General features: G+C 49.3%; 15 protein-coding genes. 9 read left to right on the forward strand and 6 right to left on the reverse strand.

What is annotated here, in order from left to right:
• Positions 1-324 precede the first annotated feature (324 nt).
• From ACTQ3V_RS03250 to ACTQ3V_RS03275, 6 genes are all read right to left on the reverse strand, one after another.
• Positions 325-987, reverse strand: coding sequence for a PilZ domain-containing protein (locus ACTQ3V_RS03250; protein ID WP_441466233.1), 663 nt, complete (start codon positions 985-987; stop codon positions 325-327).
• 29 nt (positions 988-1,016) lie between these two features.
• On the reverse strand, positions 1,017-4,058 hold the full coding sequence (locus ACTQ3V_RS03255) for an EAL domain-containing protein (RefSeq protein WP_441466234.1): 3,042 nt from the start codon (positions 4,056-4,058) through the stop codon (positions 1,017-1,019).
• Positions 4,059-4,194: 136 nt separating this feature from the next.
• Positions 4,195-9,066, reverse strand: coding sequence for an S-layer homology domain-containing protein (locus ACTQ3V_RS03260; protein WP_441466235.1), 4,872 nt, complete (start codon positions 9,064-9,066; stop codon positions 4,195-4,197).
• Between the two features lie 41 nt (positions 9,067-9,107).
• Positions 9,108-9,698 carry a PilZ domain-containing protein gene (locus ACTQ3V_RS03265; protein ID WP_441466236.1) on the reverse strand — a complete coding sequence of 197 codons (591 nt, stop codon included), beginning with the start codon at positions 9,696-9,698 and terminating at the stop codon, positions 9,108-9,110.
• Positions 9,695-10,027: an EscU/YscU/HrcU family type III secretion system export apparatus switch protein gene (locus ACTQ3V_RS03270; RefSeq protein ID WP_441466237.1), complete on the reverse strand. Its 333-nt coding sequence runs from the start codon at positions 10,025-10,027 to the stop codon at positions 9,695-9,697. Before ACTQ3V_RS03270 ends, ACTQ3V_RS03265 begins: the two co-directional genes overlap by 4 nt.
• Positions 10,014-11,432 carry a hypothetical protein gene (locus ACTQ3V_RS03275; RefSeq protein WP_441466238.1) on the reverse strand — a complete coding sequence of 473 codons (1,419 nt, stop codon included), beginning with the start codon at positions 11,430-11,432 and terminating at the stop codon, positions 10,014-10,016. The genes ACTQ3V_RS03270 and ACTQ3V_RS03275 overlap by 14 nt, the downstream gene beginning before the upstream one ends.
• A gap of 124 nt (positions 11,433-11,556) precedes the next feature.
• Here ACTQ3V_RS03275 and ACTQ3V_RS03280 point away from each other — a divergent pair, with 124 nt between their 5' ends.
• From ACTQ3V_RS03280 to ACTQ3V_RS03320, 9 genes are all read left to right on the forward strand, one after another.
• Complete coding sequence (locus ACTQ3V_RS03280; protein ID WP_441466239.1) at positions 11,557-13,683, forward strand: chemotaxis protein CheW; 2,127 nt, start codon at positions 11,557-11,559, stop codon at positions 13,681-13,683.
• 36 nt (positions 13,684-13,719) lie between these two features.
• Positions 13,720-14,205 (forward strand): chemotaxis protein CheW, encoded by a 486-nt coding sequence (locus ACTQ3V_RS03285; protein WP_441466240.1) that lies wholly within the window; start codon positions 13,720-13,722, stop codon positions 14,203-14,205.
• A 40-nt stretch (positions 14,206-14,245) separates the two neighbouring features.
• Positions 14,246-15,055 (forward strand): CheR family methyltransferase, encoded by an 810-nt coding sequence (locus ACTQ3V_RS03290; RefSeq protein ID WP_441466241.1) that lies wholly within the window; start codon positions 14,246-14,248, stop codon positions 15,053-15,055.
• 13 nt (positions 15,056-15,068) lie between these two features.
• Entirely contained in the window at positions 15,069-16,121 is a 1,053-nt protein-coding gene (locus ACTQ3V_RS03295) for a protein-glutamate methylesterase/protein-glutamine glutaminase (RefSeq protein ID WP_441466242.1), read from the forward strand.
• Between the two features lie 192 nt (positions 16,122-16,313).
• Positions 16,314-16,562, forward strand: coding sequence for a flagellar biosynthesis anti-sigma factor FlgM (locus ACTQ3V_RS03300; RefSeq protein WP_441466243.1), 249 nt, complete (start codon positions 16,314-16,316; stop codon positions 16,560-16,562).
• Positions 16,562-17,026: a hypothetical protein gene (locus ACTQ3V_RS03305; RefSeq protein WP_441466244.1), complete on the forward strand. Its 465-nt coding sequence runs from the start codon at positions 16,562-16,564 to the stop codon at positions 17,024-17,026. Before ACTQ3V_RS03300 ends, ACTQ3V_RS03305 begins: the two co-directional genes overlap by 1 nt.
• Before the next feature lie 22 nt (positions 17,027-17,048).
• Positions 17,049-19,406, forward strand: a complete 2,358-nt coding sequence (locus ACTQ3V_RS03310; RefSeq protein WP_441466245.1) for a FlgK family flagellar hook-associated protein — start codon at positions 17,049-17,051, stop codon at positions 19,404-19,406.
• A 24-nt stretch (positions 19,407-19,430) separates the two neighbouring features.
• Entirely contained in the window at positions 19,431-20,447 is a 1,017-nt protein-coding gene (locus ACTQ3V_RS03315; RefSeq protein ID WP_441466246.1) for a flagellin family protein, read from the forward strand.
• 40 nt (positions 20,448-20,487) lie between these two features.
• Positions 20,488-21,090, forward strand: a complete 603-nt coding sequence (locus ACTQ3V_RS03320; RefSeq protein ID WP_441466247.1) for a DUF6470 family protein — start codon at positions 20,488-20,490, stop codon at positions 21,088-21,090.
• The last annotated feature ends 6 nt before the right edge of the window (positions 21,091-21,096 follow it).

A 21,096-nucleotide genomic window follows, 5' to 3' on the forward strand; every position in this document is an offset into this window, starting at 1 on the left:
TTACAGACTCCTTTCAGAATGGTGTGTGGTAACTTCATTCTACCAGAGATCTGCAAACCATGTCTCTTTTTATCCTCTATTCAATTTGCGCAACTTATCTTACATTATCAAATTCCTGTGTGTTACTCAATTTGCCAGCGGATAGGGAGAGGGATTGCAACAAAAAAGTTTTCGAATATTAGAAAAGGGACGCTGAAAAAAACAGCGTCCCTTTCGTAAATGGCAGAGAAATTCATACAAATTGCTGGGATGTTGCGCGGAATGAAAAAGTAGACATCCAGCAGGCAACGGATCGGATCTGAAGAGGAGTACATTGAGCGATTCCTATTGCTGCTTCAATGTATTCACTTGAAGCAAGAACATGTCATGGAAGAGCAAATCTTCCTGATGCTCGGTGATATTATCAAATTGGCATCCATATCGCAAAGCGCCGGATTCCAGTGTCTGCACTCGCTGGACGGTACACGCGAAGGAATGGATCGGCCCGTCATGGTGCAGCTGAAGAGAGGAAACAAAGATTTTTTCTCCAGAAAGGTAGCGCGCCCGACTAATGAAACAAAGCCCGCTCAAGCTGATGTCAATCGTTCGGCAAGGGGCTGCTGCAGAAGAAGCCGGACCGGAGCCGCGCGAAACAACTGCTTCGACGGAGACAGGCTGACGGAAACTGCTGCGCCGTTCAGCGCAGGAAAAAGTGTGCCGTAACACAATTGTCCAGAATTCAGGCGTACAACGGCACACCTGACCATAGAGCAGGAGCACCTTATTCATTGAGATGGTTGTCTGCACATGCAGCTTTACAGGGGTATGATATACGATACCCTTTGGCGTTTCGCTGCCATCTCGAGCAGAAACGGTTAATTCATCCACCCGGGCATCATACTGGTCGATGGAGCCGGTGAATAAAAGCTTGTTATCCAATTGTAGTACTTCACATGCTGTGCCAAGATATTGTTGCATAGAATCTATATTTTCTTGATTTTCTTGCATGGGTCATGGTCCTTTCCAAACAAATAAAGTCAGCTCAGTGTAGGATTGCTATCATCGCCGCGCAAAATACGATAGAAATCCGCGAGTTCAAGCGGTTTGTAGAAATAGAAGCCCTGTATAAAGTCACATTCGGTTTGGCGGACAATTTGAAGATCCTCTTGGGTTTCCACGCCCTCTACACATACTTTCTTGCCAAAACGGTGGCAGGCATAAATGATGCTCATCATAAAATTCAGCTTTTCCGGAGAAGAGGTAAGCTCACACATCAGGGTGCGATCCAGTTTGATGAGGTCTGCGGGGTATTGCAGCAGCATGTGCAGGCTGGAGTAAGCCGTACCGAAGTCATCCAAAACAAAGGAGATACCAACTTTGTCGCATTGATCGATAAAATGCTCCAAGTAGTCCGGCATTTCGTCGAAATGTGTCTCCGTTAATTCAATCATCAGATTGCGACCGGGAATACCGTACAGAAGCATGGCATTGTGAATATAATCAAAAAACGAGGAGTCGAGTATTTGAAGGTAACTGACATTGAAGGAAATCTTTAAATGGGGTGCGCGAAGAATGATTTCCTGACAGGCCTGCATAATCTGTGTTATTACCCATTTTCCTACAGGAACAATCAAGCCAACCTGCTCAAGAATGGGAATGAATTTGGATGCGGGCACATCCTGACCGTGGTTGCTCCATCGAAGCAGAATTTCGCCTCCGTAAATCTTGCCGGTATCAGCTGTTACCTGAGGCTGCATAACGATATGAAAACCTTGAAAGCCGTGGTTTACACTATAATTAAGCGCCATGCTAATATCGGTTTGTTCCCGATATCCTTTTGAAATATAGGTGGAGAATTCGACAAAATCCGCAGAATGAGATTTTTTAGCATTCTGTGTGGCCAACAGGATGTTGTCGATAAGCTCCTGTGGAGAAGTACCATCCTGTGGAGCGTGCAATACACCAATGGCGCAGGGATACATAATATGAATACCATTACGTCGATAGATATCAAGAACGATTTGCCGAATGGTGTCGGAGAGCACACGCACATCATAGTCAAGCTGTGTCAATACCAGAAAGTGTACGCCATCTAACCGGAAAAATTGAAACTGCTCACCCAACTCCATTTCCATGCGGTTTGCGATTTCGCGAAGCATGGCATCACCGGTACTCCGACCCAGAGATAGGTTGATATCGGAAAAATTGCGCAGATTGAAGCAGAGAAGCAGGAGTTTCGCCTGTCGACGGCAAAGTGTTTCGAGGTCCTTAAGGGCACAGGACAGATTTAAAAGGCCGGTGACAGGATCGACTTCGGATTCGTTTTTCAAACTTATCATACTGCCGGAGAAAAACAACGGCGTGGTTTTCTGTTCGTCCCATGTGAGTATTCCACGGCAATGAATCCAGATGAGCTGTCCATTCTTATCAAAGATACGATAACGGATGCTGTGTGTGGTGTGTTTCTCGCGGAACATGGCTTGTGAGTCCTTGATATGAAGCTGGCGATCCGGTTCGTAGATACGCTGTTCCAAGAGTCCGACAAAATCATAGACGAGGTTGCTGTCAAAATTGAAAGTGTCCCTCAGATTGTCAGAAATGTAGTAAATATTGCGCTGCACATCGCCGCAATACAGGTAAAACGGCGCTTCCGGCATGGCAATCGAATGTAAAAAGGTTTCAGCGTCAAAGTAATAGTTTTGCAGGAACGCCTGAAACGCAGTGGATTTGGTGGATTCGATGTGCGGCTCGTGCGCCTGCTGGTTTTCGTAATAAGACAGTTTATCCCGATACATGCTGTCGTCGGCCAGTGACATGAGTTGGGAGAAGTCATCCTCAGATGAATCCGACCATGTGTGCCCGATGGACAACGCACAATTATCCTGCGCAACACGAGCGCGGAGTTGCTCCACTTGTTCTTCCAAGCCTTTTTGGGAGATGTCCTGACAGACGGCAAGAAATTCATCCCCGCCGATGCGGTATACATTCTTGGGGGAAAACAGCTCGGTTAAAATGTGAGAGGCTTGCATAATCAGGCGATCACCGTTATTATGGCCCAAGTTGTCATTGATGCGTTTTAGGCCGATCAAGTCACAGTAAATTAAGCCAAGCGTTTGACGCTTTTGATAACTCTCACTGCTGATATAGCGGTTGAGCGCATGCCGATTGAGCAACTGTGTCATGGAATCATGATAGCTAAGTTCCTCCAGATGCGTCATCAAATCCCGGCGCAGCAGAATAGAACCCATAAAGTGGGACAAGACTTTGATGGTGCCGGATATTTTGCGAACGTTCTGTACAGCTGGGTTATCCAGCCGCAACAGCGCAATGATTCGGCCTTTGGATAGTACGGGGGATAGGACAAGCGTATGGATGTTAGAAAAATCCGGTTGAGACGAAAACCGAGAAGGATTAGGTAAACGATCATCACTATCGCTGAAAGTTAACACCTCATTGCGGTATAGACTTTGGAGATGTTGAGGAGATTCCACTTGAAGGGAAAGATTGACGGGGTGTTCAGCGGCTGAGGGAGACCAGTGATAGGTGCTGAAGAATTCTCCGTTATCCATCCGTTCGTAAAGCAAAATGTTTGCACACCCGAGCTGTGAACCGATATACTGCAGCATTAGTTCTATCGATACAGAAGGATCGGATACGGAGTGTGTGGCCATTAGACATTTGTTGATAAAGAAGTCTGGATTCACTTCGGCATCGTTCGCTTTGCCACTGTTTTTGGGTTGGGGAACCGATTCGTCGGGAATGGCGAATTCAATGCGGTATTTTCGCCCCTCATGCTGGATGATATAATCCTTCAGATGAAAAGTTTTGTTAACCACAGGGTTGTAGTAATCCCACTCATAGAACTGATCGTCTATGAGTTGTGTATTGGTGCAGAACGGACAGGGCATGCGGAATTTTTGCAGAACAGAATAGCACTTTTGCCCTTTGTACTCCTCAGAATCGGAGATTTGAAACCATTCCCTGGCCTTGGCGTTCATATATATCAACTCATAGGTGTTCATATCTGCGACATAAACACCGGCATAGAAATTCTCTAAAAATTCCCAAGCAGCCTTCACGTTGCATTCTCCTTTCAGGAAAATTTTGTACCTATTAATATTATATATCATACAGAGGAAAAATTAAAGTATAATTAAAAGGAACAGGGGAGAGTGCAAAAAAGAAGCCCGCGAGGGATTCTTTTTTTGTGTGGGTTTACGGAGTGATAATTTCCGATGTCATACCGTCGCAGTCTTGCTTAGGCGCGCTGATAACAAATTGGAAGGTGGAAGTTCCGTCTTCGTTAACGGTTTCACTAAGGAGCAGACGGATGGGATCGAGCTTGCTGAAATAATCGTTTTCGCCCAAGAAAGGATAAGAGATTCTCTTATCAGCACCGCTCTGTCCATGCGGTGAAATTTCAATCATACTGCCGGCGGGAATTTTTTGACATGTAATAGACAGCGATTTTGAATTTGCCTTGCTGATATAGCACCAGCCTTCGCCCAGCGGATAGGCATCATCTGTATTCCCGGGAGGATAGGCTGCCTTGCTGCCATTACTCTTGCGAACATAGAGTGCGTTATCGAAGGTGACGGTGATGGTGCCGCTGTACAGGTGGGGATCCGCAGCGGAAGACATAGGAGGCGTAAGAATGGTTTCGATACGGGGACCAAACGCATCCACACGCGTAATGTTCTGCACAGACCGGAATACGGGATCGCCGCCCTGTTTGTTTTGAGCCGCAACAATGAAAACATAGGTATTGTTGTATTCCAGTTTCTCGGAATCCAAGAAGTTCTGGAAGGGTACCCATTCAGTGCCTGCTGAGACATTTAGATTTTGACCAGATTGTGAATTCAGGTAACCAGCTCCACCACCTGTTAAGGTTGTCCATACCTGCCTCTTCAAGGTGGAATCAGCATTCAGGTCAAACGTGTTATCCTTCATAGCATCAAGAATCTTGACGGGCTTACCATTTACCATTATCGTGTCCTCGAAAATAGAGGGATGACCGTCACGGTTTGCATTATAAAGCACCCAGTAGCTGTCAATCAGAATGGTGCCCGGTGTGGCTGAGGAAACCTGATATTGGACATCATTGGTATTCTGCGCATTTGCCTGAAGGTTTGGTGATACCACATCCGTCGTAGAGAACTTATAGCATATTACGCTGGATGGCAAGGCGTAGGAGCCCTTCAGCACAAAATAGATATAATAATTGGAGTTCGCGTTCAGGTTTTCAATCTGAATGGTGGCCGTGCCGGCACCGGAGTATGACACCTTACCAGTGCGGTATCCGGCATCTGTGGTGAACTGGGAAGGCGCCATAATCTGGCTGGCGTTTGGACTGGTAATGCCCATGTCGCGTGGATCGGACGGGAGAACATTTGGTGCATCTGTGTCGTTAAGTTTACCCAGATTCAGGATACCGGAGCTTTGGGGAGGTTTGAGGTACCAAGGCTGCCCGTATTCGGTATCGATGATTGTGTTACCTTTCTTCGGCGGCAGATTGGTTTCCGGCGCCACAACATAATAAACGTCGCCTGCGCGGTCAAGCTGATAGCTCACAGTGGTGAGCGAATCGCCCGGCGAAATGCGCGGATAGGCTTGGTTGAAATTCGGCGCGCTCTGATTGGAACGGACGATTTCAATGCTGAAATCCGAGGGGTTACCGATCGAGGATACGGTTCTATCGGTGATTACGCGCTGCTGCCAGATGGATTCGGTCACATCACCTTGTATCAGATTGCGCAGATTGCTTGGCGAACCGGCAACACAGAACAGATATAGGTTGACTGTTGCATCCCATTTAGCCGGTTCGGTAATTTCATTGATGGATTTTAACTCAACTGCGTAGTCGTAGCCGGCTGTCAGGCTCTGTAAGGTGGGATACTGCTCAGGCTCTGTCAAGACTTCAATATCCTTGTTATAACTTCTGCCGGACCATTTTTCAGCCGGCGGATTGACAATAGAGATTGGGCCGTTTTTGTTGACCTGTTGCCATACGCCAGAATCGTCCTCCGTATGCAATCGACGGTATATATTGAAAGAGATCGTGGTATCCGATGCAATAATCAGGTCGTATCGGGTGTTGGCTGACGCATTAGCGGTACTGTTGGCATAGGGGATCATGGAGAACGTGGTATCCACAGAAACGGATGGGCTTCCTTGCGGAGTAATAGTGACGATCTCCAGTTCATTAAAGTCCACCTGTGCGTCCATGATGCGGAATTCATCAGACTTGGTATTCCGGCCCATATTGTTGTTGGAAGAGTCGGTAATAAAGTTGAGAACAAACTGATACCGTGTGCCGCTGAGCAGCGGGAGCGCAATATTATGGAAGGTGACTTCTGTCTGACCGTTTTCATTGAGGGAAACCGTCATATTCTCCTTGCCGGAGGGAGAGCCAAGATCCAATGGAACCTTTTTATCCGGGTCGGTGATATCCAGATTATTGAGAGTGAACATTCCGTCGATGATCGACGACCATGTAACCGTTTCGCCATCCTTGCTGCCGGCAACATCAAACGTCTCCCTGTCGGATTCGTACATTTCCACCAGTGACAACTTGGTTTGCGTGCTGTAGATATCCTCGCTGAACACGAGCGTAATGTCGGTATCCGCAAGCGGAATCCCTTCGTCGTTGGCTTGGGAGAAACGTAGCTCTATCAATTCCGGCGGGGTGGTATCCAGTGTCTTGGCATTTTCCAAAACCTTAATGTCAGACAGGTTACCGGAGTTATCTTCAGCGACAAAATAGATGTCGTAAGCGGTTTCTGCCTCCAGACCGGTCATATTAAACGATGAGGCAGTATTTGCCTTGGCAGTGAAGGAACCGCTCTTGAGTGCGTACATGCCGCCCTTGATTTGTAGCTTATGGTCAAGCTCTCTGGCAGCGTCGTCATCCAATGCGGCATTTTCTACCGGATAATCCACACCGTGCTTAACGATTGCCCAGTAGACCTTGCCGTCCTCGTTGATGGCGGCTTCACCGGTCAGTGCGGTTTTGTCGATCTTGGAGATGCGTGGATAGTTGTTGAGGAACTCCGGCGGAGTGCGGTCAGCGGTGGTGATCGAAACCTTCTTCACAGTCGAGTCGTTGACGTTATCGGTCAGGAAGAAGAAGGCATCATATTCCGTCAGCTCAGCAAGCGCGTTCTTGGCGGTTTCGATGATGTCACCCATGCGGATGCTATCCTCTTCGCTGCGGATCATCTTGCGGCTGCCGGAATCGATTGCACCGCTCAGCGAGCCGTCCTTGAAATCGTTTGCGGTGGGGGCAGGCATGCCCTTTTTATAGATTGCCCAATAAAGGGTGCAGGTCTTGGTGGTTGCCACATCAAAGTCAACATAAGTATCCTCGATGGTGGTTGCCTTTGGATATCCGGAGGCAAAATCGGGCTTGCTGTTGTCCGGCGTGGTGAAGTAGACGCTCTTGACGATGCTCTGGTCGCCGCGGCTGTCTACCAATACAGCGGACAGGACATAGGAAGTGTCAATTTTCAAGCCGTTAATTGCCTGAGAAAGCACTTCGTTTGCGTCCTTCACAGCGAGATTGCCGTTTTTGACAATGTTTGCGCCGTAGGAGGGCGGCTTGATAAGGTCGCTGGCAGCCATCGCACCGTCACCGCTCAGACGAACCGCCCAGTAAAGGGTACCGGGCTTGTTGGTCATGAATGAGGTCTCAGCCTGTGTCGGCGCAACGTCATCCATGCGCGGATAGCCGCTCAAAATGCGGGGGAAATCAGACATCTGATCGGCCAGCGTGCTGTCCATCGTCATGCCGTTGATGTCAGCGGTGATGCCGGGACGGATATTGATGTCATCCGGCAGCATTTCCACCTTGCAGCCCGGTGCATTGACGTTCAGGGTGCTGATATCGCCCTTACCGGTTACATTTGTTCCGGTATCCAGATTCAACTCTTCAACTACCGCGCCTTGCGCAATCGTTACGGTGGAGTCTACCGCATTTTCATCGACGGTCATCTTTTCCACGGTGCCGCTGCCGACGTTGATTTCGGATTCCGGAGATACAGTGACAACCTCGTGGATATTGCCGGCCAAATCGAGACGTGTGCCGGGTTCACCGTCTACCTCAATATACAGGAAGCCGTGCCGCCCTGTGGATTTGCCTTCCAGATAGGTAGGAGTACGGACATACACCTTATCAATATCGGTGTTGCCGACCGAACGGATGGTGACATACTGGTTGGACGGGCTGTCGACGATCATCTCTGGGGCAGTGCAGTTTTTCAAGATGATACTACAGTCGCCCTTGTTGCTTTCGCCGGCGCCGCTGGCGATGATTTTACCGTATACGGTGACGTTATTGAGCGTGACATATCCCAGTCCGACGCCCCCTGTAATATACAGGTCGCCGGTAACGGTCATATTTTCAAGCGTAACGCCCGAGGTGGAGACCATCAGGTTGCCCGCAACGCTGGTTGAGTAGGTGCCGGGATTCTGAATGGGAGTGCCGATAACGCGAACCAGCATAATGGCGACCTCACCGCGAGTGATGTTGTCGAGAGGACGGAATGTTCCGCTGGGATCGCCGCGCAGAATACCTTCGTCCGCAGCAGCTTTGATGTAGCCACGGCTCCAGCTGCTGGCCAGACGGCTGTCCGTAAATGACAGATTCTCGCCGGAAACGGGCTGCAGCATCAGGTTGCGGCACAGCATGGTGGCCGCTTCCTCACGCGTCAGTGTCGCATTGGGAGAAGCGGTCGATTTGGAGGTGCCTTGAAAATATCCGGCGGTATAGGCCGTGCTGATATCGTCATAATACCAGTCGCGGGTTACCACATCGCGGAACGGCTGAGCACCGGTCTTGGTATAGCCGAAGGTGCGATTGAGCAGGGTAACAAATTCCGCGCGGGTAATGGAGCGATCCGGCTCCAGATTACCGTACTGGTCGCCGCGCATAATGTTCCACGCGACCAGTCGGTCCAGATAGTAGTTGGACTCCGCCGCTTGCGCAGTGGGGGTAAAAACAGGTAAAAAGCCTAGCAGCATGCACAGGCAGAGCAGCAACGCGCATACGCGTTTCCGAAGAGGGAAAATAGTTTTTCTAAAGTGCATCATAATCTTTTACAACACCTTTTCTTTTTGGATTCGCGATCGGCCTACGCAGTGTGATGGTGTAGGTCATATTCAAAAATGCTTTCCTGAATCATGGCCTCCTCCTGAGGGAGAAGATCAATGAACTGACAGGAATACAGATTCTTTTCTTTGGACAGAACCCGAAGCACTTCAAGACGAACAATTAGAGGGGGATTGGTGCAAGGAAGCGCAATTTCAAACTTTGCACCGGTCTGAAGTGGGGTAACGCAATACAGAGCGATGCCGCCGCAGCTGATATCCTTGCTGATAATCGGAAGGCGGGTACTATGGCCTTTCAGCGGATAGAGATAGGTGCGGAATGCCATGGGGATGCGCAACTGTCTGCGCAGATGAGAATCGATTCTCTCTTCTGCAACAAAATCCAGAACGTCGCCGCGGATTTGCTGAATCCTGCCGCGCCAAGCCATAAATTCAGTGGAATTCACGCTCAGTACGTTAAAGGATGAGAGCGCTTGTAAATCGCAGTTCGGGGCATAAATCAATCGGAATGATTTGATCTGCCCTTGCTGTCCGAGTAGAACAGCGCTGGCAAGCGTTTGGTGGTTATCATCCAGAAAAACGAATTTTTCCGTTTCTGCTACTCTTCGGTTCATGTTTCAGACGCCTCCTTGTCAGATACCGCAGTGTCCGCGGAAACCGGAACGCGCGGTTTTTGCGGGTTGTTAGGGTCAAAATGCAGGAAATATACATACACATCCACGATGAACCGATATAATGATTCCGGGATTTCCTGACCGAGCTGCAATTGGGAAAGCATCGTGGCCAGCGAGGTGTCCTCATAAATAGGAACACCGTTTTCCGCAGCAACCTCAACGATCTTTTCGGCAAGATAGCCCATACCGGAGGCGACCACAACGGGAGCCGGTGAGCCGTTTTCGTATTGCAGGGCTACCGCCTTGCGACTGCCATCATATTGCGACATTGATGCTGTCCTTCCTTTCAAATATTTTGGGGAATACCTCGGAAATAGCAAGCGGCTGCCTCATGGGGGAGGCGCGCATGGCCGCCGCCTTCAGGCCGTCCTGTTCGGCCATTGCCGCCATTTTTCGCTCAAACAGCTCAGTGAATTTCTCCAAATGCGGTGGGCAATGCAGCGAAGCGTCCACAGTGCCGTCATGATAGGTAAGCACCAGATCGAACATGCCCAACTCTTGTATATCAAACTTGAGCAGCATGCGCATGGATTTCTCCTGCGAGAACGAGTCGGTTTCGTTTTCTGCGTTTGGATCGACCCACAATTCGGAGAACATCATTCTACCGTTCATCTCTACCGGAAGCATGGCGTGCGCCAGCGGCATATAGACGCTCTGATTGACCAGAATGGAATCAATGAGCGCTTGGAAGGTTTGCCGAAGTTCCGCGCTGACATCGCTGCGCAGAGCGGCGGCAGACATCTGTGAGAGATGGTCGGCAATCGGATTATTGGTATTGTTAATGGAGGCCGCGCTCTCTTGCAGCAGACGAATCAACTGCGTGCTGTCCATCTGGCCGAAGTGCTCCTTCATGGAGGAATAGCCGAGCAGCTGATAAAAGGATTGCAGCATGGATTGCGGATTTCCGTTTTCGTAACGGGCGATATCGAGAATCAGCAGGCTCAGCAGGCTGCGGGCGATACCGCGGTCGTGCATCTGTGAAACGTAGTCCGAAAGGAAGGGGAGAATGGTGCCCTGCATCAGTTGCAGTACACCGCCTCGGTCGCCCTGCGCAAGCAGCTGCCGCAACTGGGCAGCGTGTCCCTCCAGCGTGCTGCTGAAGCGGCTGGGCATAAACCATGTCATTTGCCGAATCGTGCGCTCCAAATTACGTTCGATATGCGAGGTGGATGAAAAATCGTTAAACCGCTTGAGAAACTGCAGTATATCGTTTTGCAGACCGGCAGATGGGTTGCGCTGCAAAACATCCCGTAGTGCATCAAACAGCTTGCCGCTGAAGCGGGCGCCGGAGGTCATCTGGTTTTGCAGCAGGGCAAGCAGTTCGTCCGGCCCAACGCTGAGCATCTGCATGAATTGGGAAAGCTCTTGCGCAATGCCTTGGGAAAGGCCGGAGAGCACCAGAGTACCCGAATGGGCGATCAGAAAACGCGCAGCGGTTTCGGTGATCGAGCCGGAGGAGCGCAGCGCCTGCAGAAATGTTTGAAAATAGGAGTCGTAGCGGCGTCCGACATCCATATTGGCCGTGTCCTGACGGTCAGACCGGGCATCCGCACGCCCAACGCGCGTTGGGTCGGGAATGTTTTGAATTTGTGTGTCGTTGGGCGTGATTGGCGATCGGTATGTATTGCCTTCCTGACCCGGAACAGGATTGGTCACGCTTGCAATATTTGGCATAGTAAGGCTCCGTTTCCATAGAAATTTCTGTAATGTTTTGTGTGCTGTCTTAATTCCTGCCGTATTTGGTCGAATTTAAAATAAACACGGTTATTTAAAAATTCAGAAAGGCGGCGTTTATTTTATGGAAAATAACAGCGATAGCGTTCTGGAAATGTACTTGTATGAAACAAATACACTGCTGGAACAGCTTGATAATATTATGTTGTCAGCCGAGCAGGCAGACACGCTTTCAGAAGACGACGTAAACGAAATCTTCCGAATCATGCACACCCTGAAGGGGTCTGCGGCAATGATGGAATTTGAACCTCTGATGACAATTGCGCATCGGATTGAGGATCTGTTCTATCTGATTCGTGAAAATACGATGGAGGTTGTTCCGGAACAGGATCGACCGCAGCTGTTTGACCTGCTGTTTAAGTCGATTGATTACTTCCGAAATGAAGTAAGCAAGATCGAGAACGGTGAACCTCTTTCTAACAATATCGACAATTTCCTAAATGCAATTAATATGTTCATCAACAAAATTAACGGAGAGGCTGCCGAAGCGCAGGGGCAGGCGCAGACACAGTCTGCGCAGGCAGCTCCTGCGGCGAAGACCAGCGGTGCAGATGCTAACCATCGGTATTCGTTGCGCGTATTTCTGGATGCAGGCTGTGGAATGGAAAATCTGCGTGCCTTTATGGCGGTCAATGATGTCAAGGATCAGTGTATACATGAGTTTACCTATGAGCCGGAAGGACTGGAAAATGATTCGTCATTGTCCGAATCCATTTCCGAGAACGGATTTGTGATGCACTTTAGCTCGGACGATGACCGCAAGCAGGCCATTCAGGTGGTTGGCGGACTGGGTTTTGTCAAGACCTATCAGGAAATCGACGAGGAACCGCCAGAAGAGACTGCGGCACAGGCGGAAGCGGTAAGTGAGCCGAGCAAGGTCGCGGAGTCTGCGGAAAAGGAACCCGCTCCGGCGGTGAAAAGGAAAGCAGAGTCGGCCGAGACTGCCAAAACAGATGTAAGCGGCACACAGAATCCGGCCCACCATCAGATTAAGCAGAGTCTTATCAGCGTCAACCTGTCCAAGCTGGATCAGCTTATGGCTGTAGTAGGAGAAATTGTTATCACTGAGGCCATGGTAACTGCGTCGCCTGACCTAAAGGGGATGGATGCGGCTAAGCTGGATAACTTTAATAAGTCTGCCCGTCAGCTGCGCAAGCTGACCGACGAATTGCAGGACATCTCCATGTCGCTGCGCATGGTTCCGGTATCCGGTACGTTCCAGAAAATGCGTCGCATTGTCCGTGATATGGGCCAGAAATTGGGTCGCCGGGCAAACCTGACGATTATTGGCGAAGATACGGAAATCGATAAGACGATTGTGGATGCGATTAGCGACCCCATCATGCACATTGTGAGAAATTCCATGGATCACGGCATTGAGCCTGATGAGGAGACGCGTATTGCAGCAGGAAAAAATCCGGAGGGAGAAATTATCCTGTCCGCGCAGAATACGGGCAGTGAGGTGATCATCCGAATTGAGGATGACGGCGCGGGCGTGGACAGCGATGCGGTTTTGCGTAAGGCCATTAAGCAGGGACTTGCCAGCCCGGATGTCGATTACAGCCAGCGTGAGATCTTGAACTTCCTGATGATGCCGGGATTTTCGACCAATACGGAGGTTACTGAGTTCTCAGGTCGCGGCGTTGGTATGGACGTGGTGAAAAAGAACATCGAGTCGGTCGCGGGTACTGTGTTGATGACCAGCGAGTTTGGTAAAGGCACATGCACGACGCTTAAAATCCCGCTGACCACGGCAATTATGGACGGCATGGAGGTTGCGGTTGGTGATTCGATCTTTACCATTCCGTTGCAGACTATTCGTCAGTCCTTCAATGCGTCCGAGTCGGATATCATCCATGATGCAATGCAGGGCGAAATGATCGGCAAGATGGATAATTTCTATCCGGTCGTGCGGCTGCATGAACTATACGGATTGGAGCCGAGGGCAAGAAAAACAGACGATGGAATCTTTGTGTGGGTGGAAACCAGTGAAAGTTCCTACTGCCTGTTTGTCGATGAACTGCTTGGTGAGCAGCAGGTGGTCATCAAGCCTTTGCCGACCTATCTAAACAGCTTTGGCATTAAAGAAGCGGGTATTGTCGGCTGCACCATTCTGGGAGACGGCAATATCAGCCTGATTCTGGATGTTGCCAGCCTGCTTACATCAAATGCCGGTTTCGCGGGATTCTGATCGGCAAACATGCACCGGAGAAGGAGTGAGTCAAACATGTCTGATGAAAATATGCTGTTTGCTACGGAAGATGAGCAGATGGCTGCACTGAATAAAAAAGAGTTAAACGAAGTTGTGACTAAAAAATATCTGACCTTTCAGACCGATAACCTGATGTTTGGCATCGAAGCGGAAAGTGTCATTGAAATTATCACCAATTACCCCGTTACGAAAATTCCGATGGTGCCGGATTATGTACGTGGAATTATCAACCTGCGTGGACAGACAATCCCGCTTATCGATATGCGCTTGCGCCTCAGCCTTATGCCGATTGACACAGATTGCATCATTGTTTTAAATGTAAATGATATGCAGATAGGTATTTTGGTGGATACGGTCAATCAAATCATTGATATACCGGTGGAAACCATTTTGCCGATGCCGGCGCATAATGCGCAGAAATATGTTTCGGGCATGTGTGCAATGCCGGATGGATCAGGTACCATGCTGGTTCTGGATTGTCCGCTGCTGCTGCAAAGCTGAAAACGGTTTTGCAAAATACATGCAAAAGGGGTGTTGAGATATGATGCAGTTATCTGATTCGGATTTCCAACGAATGGTTCGCTTTATGCAGGACAATTACGGGATTAACCTGAAGCAGAAACGATTGCTCATCAACAGCCGACTGTCCGCTTCCTTGCAGGCGCAGGGCTATACCAGTTTCAAAGATTTTGTAAACGATCTGCTCAATAAAAAAGATAAAGAGCAGGTTGATTTTGTGATTAACAAGCTGACGACAAACTATACTTACTTTATGCGCGAGAGGGATCACTACGATTTCTTTATGAAGGTGATTCTGCCGGACATTACCAAGCGCAACGCGGGCAAAAAGATGCTTTCTATTTGGAGTGCCGGCTGTTCGACGGGCGAAGAGCCGTATAATATATCCATGTGTCTCAAGGAGTACTTTGGTACGCATGCTGCGGCATGGGATACGCGTGTATTGGCCACCGATATCTCACAGCGGGCCTTAGCGAAAGCACGGGATCCTGCTTATGAACTCCCGGCTGATATCCCGTCCGAATGGCGCAGGAAGTACTTTGTCAGGCGACAAGACGGCAGTGGGCTTTATACCGTGACACCGGAGATCCGCAAGAACGTCATTTTCCGGACCTTCAACTTGATGGATCCAATCCGGTTCAAACTGAAATTTGATGTGATTTTCTGCCGGAATGTTATGATATATTTTGATCAGCCGACCAAGGATGCGTTGATACAGCGGTTTTATGATGCAAGTAATCCGGGCGGATATCTGCTGATTGGCCATTCGGAGAATATCAGTAAGGACAGCCCGTATCGCATTTTGCGCCCGGCGACGTTCCAAAAGGCTTGAAAGGATGGGGACAATGGGATTTGACACGAAGAAAATTCGTGTAATGATTGTGGATGATTCGATGCTTGCACGCCGTATCATCCAGAATGGATTGGCGAAGTATCCCAATATTGAAGTGGTGGGGGAAGCATTCAACGCAATGGATGCTCGCAAAAAACTCCCCACACTCAATCCGGATGTCATGACGTTGGATGTAGAAATGCCGGGGATGAACGGTATTGATTTTGTCAAGGATATTTTGCCGATTCATCCAATTCCGATTATTTTGGTTTCATCTTTGAATCTGCGTGTTTTTGACGCAATGGCAGTTGGTGCGGTGGATTTTGTGCGAAAGCCGGACGGCGCCGAAGGAAATGATCGGTTTATTGAGGCCTTGGCCAATAAAATTGTTGTCGCTTCGTGTGCGCGGGTGCGTCGTCCGCCGTTGCGGCCGGCAGTTTCCACAAACCGGATAACGTCGCTGCCGCTTAAAATGGGTGCGGCACCTACCGATGTGATCATCGGTCTGGGTGCGTCAACCGGCGGAACAGAGGCAACACTGGAGGTGTTGCGTCGTTTGCCTGCCAATATTCCGGGCATGGTGATAGTGCAGCATATGCCGCCTGGATTTACCCAGATGTATGCGGAAAGACTGGATCGCATCTGCCGGATGAAAGTCAAGGAAGCGGAGCACGGGGATGAAATTGTGCGCGGTCGGGTGTTGATTGCGCCGGGAGACAAGCAAATGCGCGTAGTGCGCAGCGGCAATCGATATACGGTTTCCTGCCTGCCAGGGGAAAAAGTCAGCGGGCATTGTCCATCGGTGGACGCGTTGTTTCTTTCGATGGCGCAGAATGTTCAATGCCACATGGTAGGTATTATTATGACGGGCATGGGAAGCGATGGTGCCAAGGGGCTGCTGGAAATGCGCAAGCAGGGCGCCTATACGATAGGACAGGATAAGGACTCCTGCGTGGTTTACGGCATGCCGATGGTTGCCCATAATATTGGTGCGGTAATGCAGCAGGCGTCATGCGAAAATATTGCCGGTCTGCTGGTAAGGCATTTAAGCAACTCACATCTCTGAAATAGTCGCTCAAAATAAATTAAATAAGCGTTAAACAAAAATATGGTTTAACGCTTATTTTTTTTTATTTCTTTCCGATAAAATAGATATCTGTAGCAACAAAAGCTATGTGGTAGTATTGAGGAACAGAGGAGTTGACCGATGATGATGGTTTCAAAAACAGGAGGAATGACCCCTCTCCAGAGACCACACATGCAAATGGAAAGTGTGGAGGGGCAATACCGCTCTTCCGGACAATATGACAGTGTGGAATTGAAAGCCACACACTATTCTCAGGAACAGCGTTTTTCTCTGGAATTGTCCAGCCGCCTCGCGCAAGAGGTGCGGACACAGCAATCCGAAGAGGTGTCGCAGGTTCGGCAACAGGTCTTAAATGGTGAATATCAAATCAACATTGACAGTCTGGCAGCGCAGATTATGCTGTTGGGAGGTGCGTACTGATGACGGGCAGCTTTCAGGATATGTTAAAGCTGATTCGTGACCTTACACGCACACTGAAGGATTTGACGGATACACAGAAGGCCGTTGCAGCCGCTGTACGCACGGATGACCTGGAAAAACTGGGCGAGTGCATGAAGAAGGAGCAGGCGCTGTCGCTGGCGTTGCGAAATGCGGACCAGCGCAGAATTAAGCTCCAGACGGAGTTGGGGCTGGAAAACATTCGGCTGGCGGAGTTGCCCGAGCATGTGCCGGATGAGGCACTGCGTCAGGAGATCAAGGCTGCCGGAGAGATGCTGAATACGCAGTATAGCGTGTTGCAAGGCGCTGCCGAAGTGGCACGTTCTGCTTTGGAATGTAGCCTGCATGAAGTGGAAGGTATGATGACGAATCTGGGATTTGATCCGGTGCAGACGAGGGAGCATACAGCTTCTGTCAGCGGTGCGCACACGGATTTCCATGCTTGACTAAAGAGGAGGTACCGCCGATATGGCGACTTTTGGTGAGTTTACAGTAGCGCGTCTTGGTATGATTGCCAGCCAGATGGCACTCAATGTAACCGGACAAAATATTTCCAATATCAATACGCCGGGATATACCCGTCAGCAGCTCGATCAATATAGTTTTATCACAAATAGTTCGGGCCTGTATCATTCCAGCAGTTCAGCTTCGGTTGGCTCAGGCGTAATGCTCGCAGGCGTGTCGCAGCTGCGCGACCCGTATCTGGATATTCGTTTCCGCAAGGAAATGTCGAGTGTCGGATCAACCGATGCCACGCTCAACGTGCTCGATCAGGTGCAAAGCGTTATCAACAATGTCAATAAAGAGGGCATTGTGACACAGCTGCAGGATTTGTTCAGCCGTATCAGTGAACTGGGCAGCCATGTGGGTGAACAGGAATTTGAAACACTGATGCGTGAATCCGCACAGGATATATGCACGCTGCTCAATGCCAGCGCGTCCAAGCTGCAGCAGGTTTATGATAACATTCTGCAGCAGTACAATGAGAATGTTCAAGATGCCAATAACGTGCTGACAAAGATTCAGGAACTCAACGAGCAGATCCGTATCGCCGACATCAACGGAGATTCTGCACTTGAGTTGCGGGATCAGCGCAACACGCTGATCGACACGCTCTCTGAGTACATGAAGATTGATGTCACCTATGGCAAGGAAGATGTCGGCGCGGGCGTTGAAGTGGAAAAGCTGACCATCAAGCTGGTGGATAACACGACTGGCAAGCCGGGACAAATGCTGATTGACGGCATCAACCGCGCGGATATCAGTCTGGTCGATGGCGATCCGGATATGTTCCTGAATATCAGTGAGCTGCATGATCCGGATGGAATTCAGACCTCTAACACCTCCTCTCGCTTTACGCTCAGTGGCTTGTACTTTGACAAAGCGTTGGCAGCGAACTATCAGGAAACAATTACGGTCAATTATACTGATGCGGCAGGAAATAAAAATTCTGTTGATCTGATGTTTAATGTAATCGCGCCGACCGATCCGAATGATCAGAATGCGGTGGAGGCAGCCAGAGCAGCAACGATTCAGAATCTACAGACGGCTTTAGAACAGAATGCGACACTGAAGGATCGCTTTACAGTAATTCCGACAAATACGGGTGTCAGTCTGGTGTCTCAGCAGCAGGGTGCGGATGCACTCAATATCACGAGCATGGAGTTGCCGGCTGGTTCGCAAATTTCCTTCACCAGTCAGAAGGCTACCGCAGCGGTGCTCAGCAATGAAGGTGCGATTACAGACGGCATGGGATATGGCGCGCTTGAGTCAACCCGTCAGATGTTGGTTGGATCAGGTGAATTCAGCACGGATGCCGCCTATAGAAGCATTCGCGGTATTCCGTATTATATGCGGTCGCTGGATATGCTGGCTAATAAATTCGCTACCGAGATGAACCGTGTCAATACCACGAACGCGAACGGAGAGTCGCTTGCTGACTTGGGTGTCGAGGGGGCAGGAAACCTATTCGTTGCGGATGGAGATGATCCGGATAACCCCACAAAGTTGATTACAGCATCCAACATCTCGCTATCGGATAAGTGGCAGACTGGCGAGACAACGATTGTGCCTTCTACTAAGCCTGACGCGGTCAGCTCGGAAAACGATAATATCAACCGATTCCAGAATATTTTGAACGAAGCGCACAATTATCAGGCAACTGATATTGTACGGCAAGATGATACGCCGTTTACCAGCGGTAAGTTAGAGCAAACGGGGGCAGCAGGCCAAAACCTGCAGGCGCAAATTACGTATATTGACAGCATGAACCAGAAGCATACTGTCACGGTCAATTTTGCATCCGGTGCGGATGCGGATGCAACGCTGGCAAATCTGCAGACTGCGATTGGAGGCAATCCGAATTTGACGCAGTTTGCTACTGTAACCGTCAACGATGGGGCGATCACAATGACGGCCAATGACGGTGATATTGAAAACGGTGTCTTGTGCAGTTTGGTTACCGATATTCAGATTACCGATGATCAGGGTGCTGCGACGGATGCTTTCAAAATGGGTGCCGGTAGAATTGGCGGAGCGGTGGCCTCTTCGAATATCTATCAGGGTAATCTGGAGAGCTGCTATTCCAATATGGAAGGTGTTCTGGGTTCTCATATCAACACGACTTCGACGATTTATGAAACCTACGCAACGGCAGCGGATGAGATTAACACCAGTCGCGACAGTGTGTCGGGTGTGGACCTGAATGATGAGGGTATCAACCTTCTGCAATATCAAAAATCATTCGCAGCTGCTTGCCGATTGATGACTGCGCTGGATGAAGCGATGGATAAGGTTATCAACGGTATGGGTATTGTTGGACGCTAACAGAAAGGAGTAGTGAGAATTAATATGATACGTGTTACTACAAACGGTACATTGCGTACTTACCGTGGCCATTTGGCCAGAGCGACGCTTAATCAGTTTCAATCGATGAACACTGTACTGACACAACGGCGCTTTTCGTCTTATGCGGAGTCGCCGTCTTTGGCAACACAGTCCTTCCGCCTGCATTCGGCCTATGCCCGTAACACTGCGCAGAAGAGCATGAGCGAGGAAATGATTAGCAAATTCGAGGCGGCAGGCAGCAGTTTGCAGAAACTACAGGATCAGTATCGGGATGCACTGGATGCGGCCGAGCAAGGACAGGACGACAGCAAGGCAGGCGCGCGTGTGCAATTAGGTGAAACGCTTAAGGGCATTGCAGAAGGCATGGTACAAACGCTTAATGCGCAGTATGGTGAGAAGTTTGTCTTCGCGGGTGCAGATGGTGATAATGCCCCGTTTGAACTTAAGGACGGTAAGTTATTATTCCGTGGCTTGGATGTAAACGATCCAGCCAATGAAGCGGCTTTTGAAGAAATGGCCAATGAGGTTGCATATGTAGACATTGGTCTTGGTATGCAGTTGGATGAAAATGAGCAAGTGGTGCCGTCGACGGCATTTAATTCCGCCATTTCCGGCGTTGGCCTGCTTGGATATGGAAAGGATGAAAATGGTGTCCAAAATAATATGATTGGCATCATTTCTGAACTCGGCGAAATTTACACTCGTGCGAATCCTGAGACGGGCGAATTAAGTGCGGAGGATGAGGAACGTGCGTCGGCTTTGTTTGACAAGATGCAGGATTCTAACTCGGAATTTCGCGCTAATTGGACGAAGCTGGATACGCAGGCACAGTTTCTTAAATCCAATGATACGCGCTTGACCTCGACTGGCGATACACTACAAACGCAATTTGAGGGCTTGGATCGAGTGGATCTGGCCGATGCGCTGACTACGTTTGCATATGCTCAGTATAGCTATAATGCGGCACTTCGTGTGGGAAATGATATCTTGTCGCAATCCTTTATTGATTATATGAGCTAACAGAATTCGGCAGAAATAAAAGGGAAAGAGTGATGGGTGAATGGAGCGATTAATAGAAATTAAAACGGTTCCGATAGAACTGGAGATGAAAGTTAATCATGCAAGGTTGGATTATAAGCGGGCAACGGTTGATTTGGAGATTTCAAGAAATCAGGGAGGCTTGCAGATCCGAAGCAAGCCGATCAAAGTGAATATTGATACTTTTGAGGCGCGTAATTCGGTTTCACCGACTGCGATGCGGAGCATCGAACAGGCTGCACAGCGCGGCCAACAAGCGGTTTATGACACCACTGCAACCTATGTTCGTCGGGGTGATTTACTGTTGGAAGCAAAGATCGGAGAACAGCTGATTTCTCAGTTTGCGATGGAATCGCAACAGGTCAATACAGATTTTGCGATGAAGTGGCTTCCTACTACCGGGCCGGATATTTCTTGGGATGGCGGGGAGCTTAATATTCGGTACGAGATGGATAAGCTCAATTTTGATTGGCGAATGGATAATGGAAATGTTGAATTCATTCCGGGCAATATTGAGTTTACCGTTACCCAACAGCCTGATGTCATCATCAAATATATTGGCGGGCCGGTTTATGTTCCACCGTCTTCGGATCCGGAATATGAGCCGTTAGACGAACGGGCTTGATAAGGA

Source organism: Candidatus Agathobaculum pullicola, assembly GCF_052117205.1.
Taxonomy (GTDB): domain Bacteria; phylum Bacillota; class Clostridia; order Oscillospirales; family Butyricicoccaceae; genus Agathobaculum; species Agathobaculum pullicola.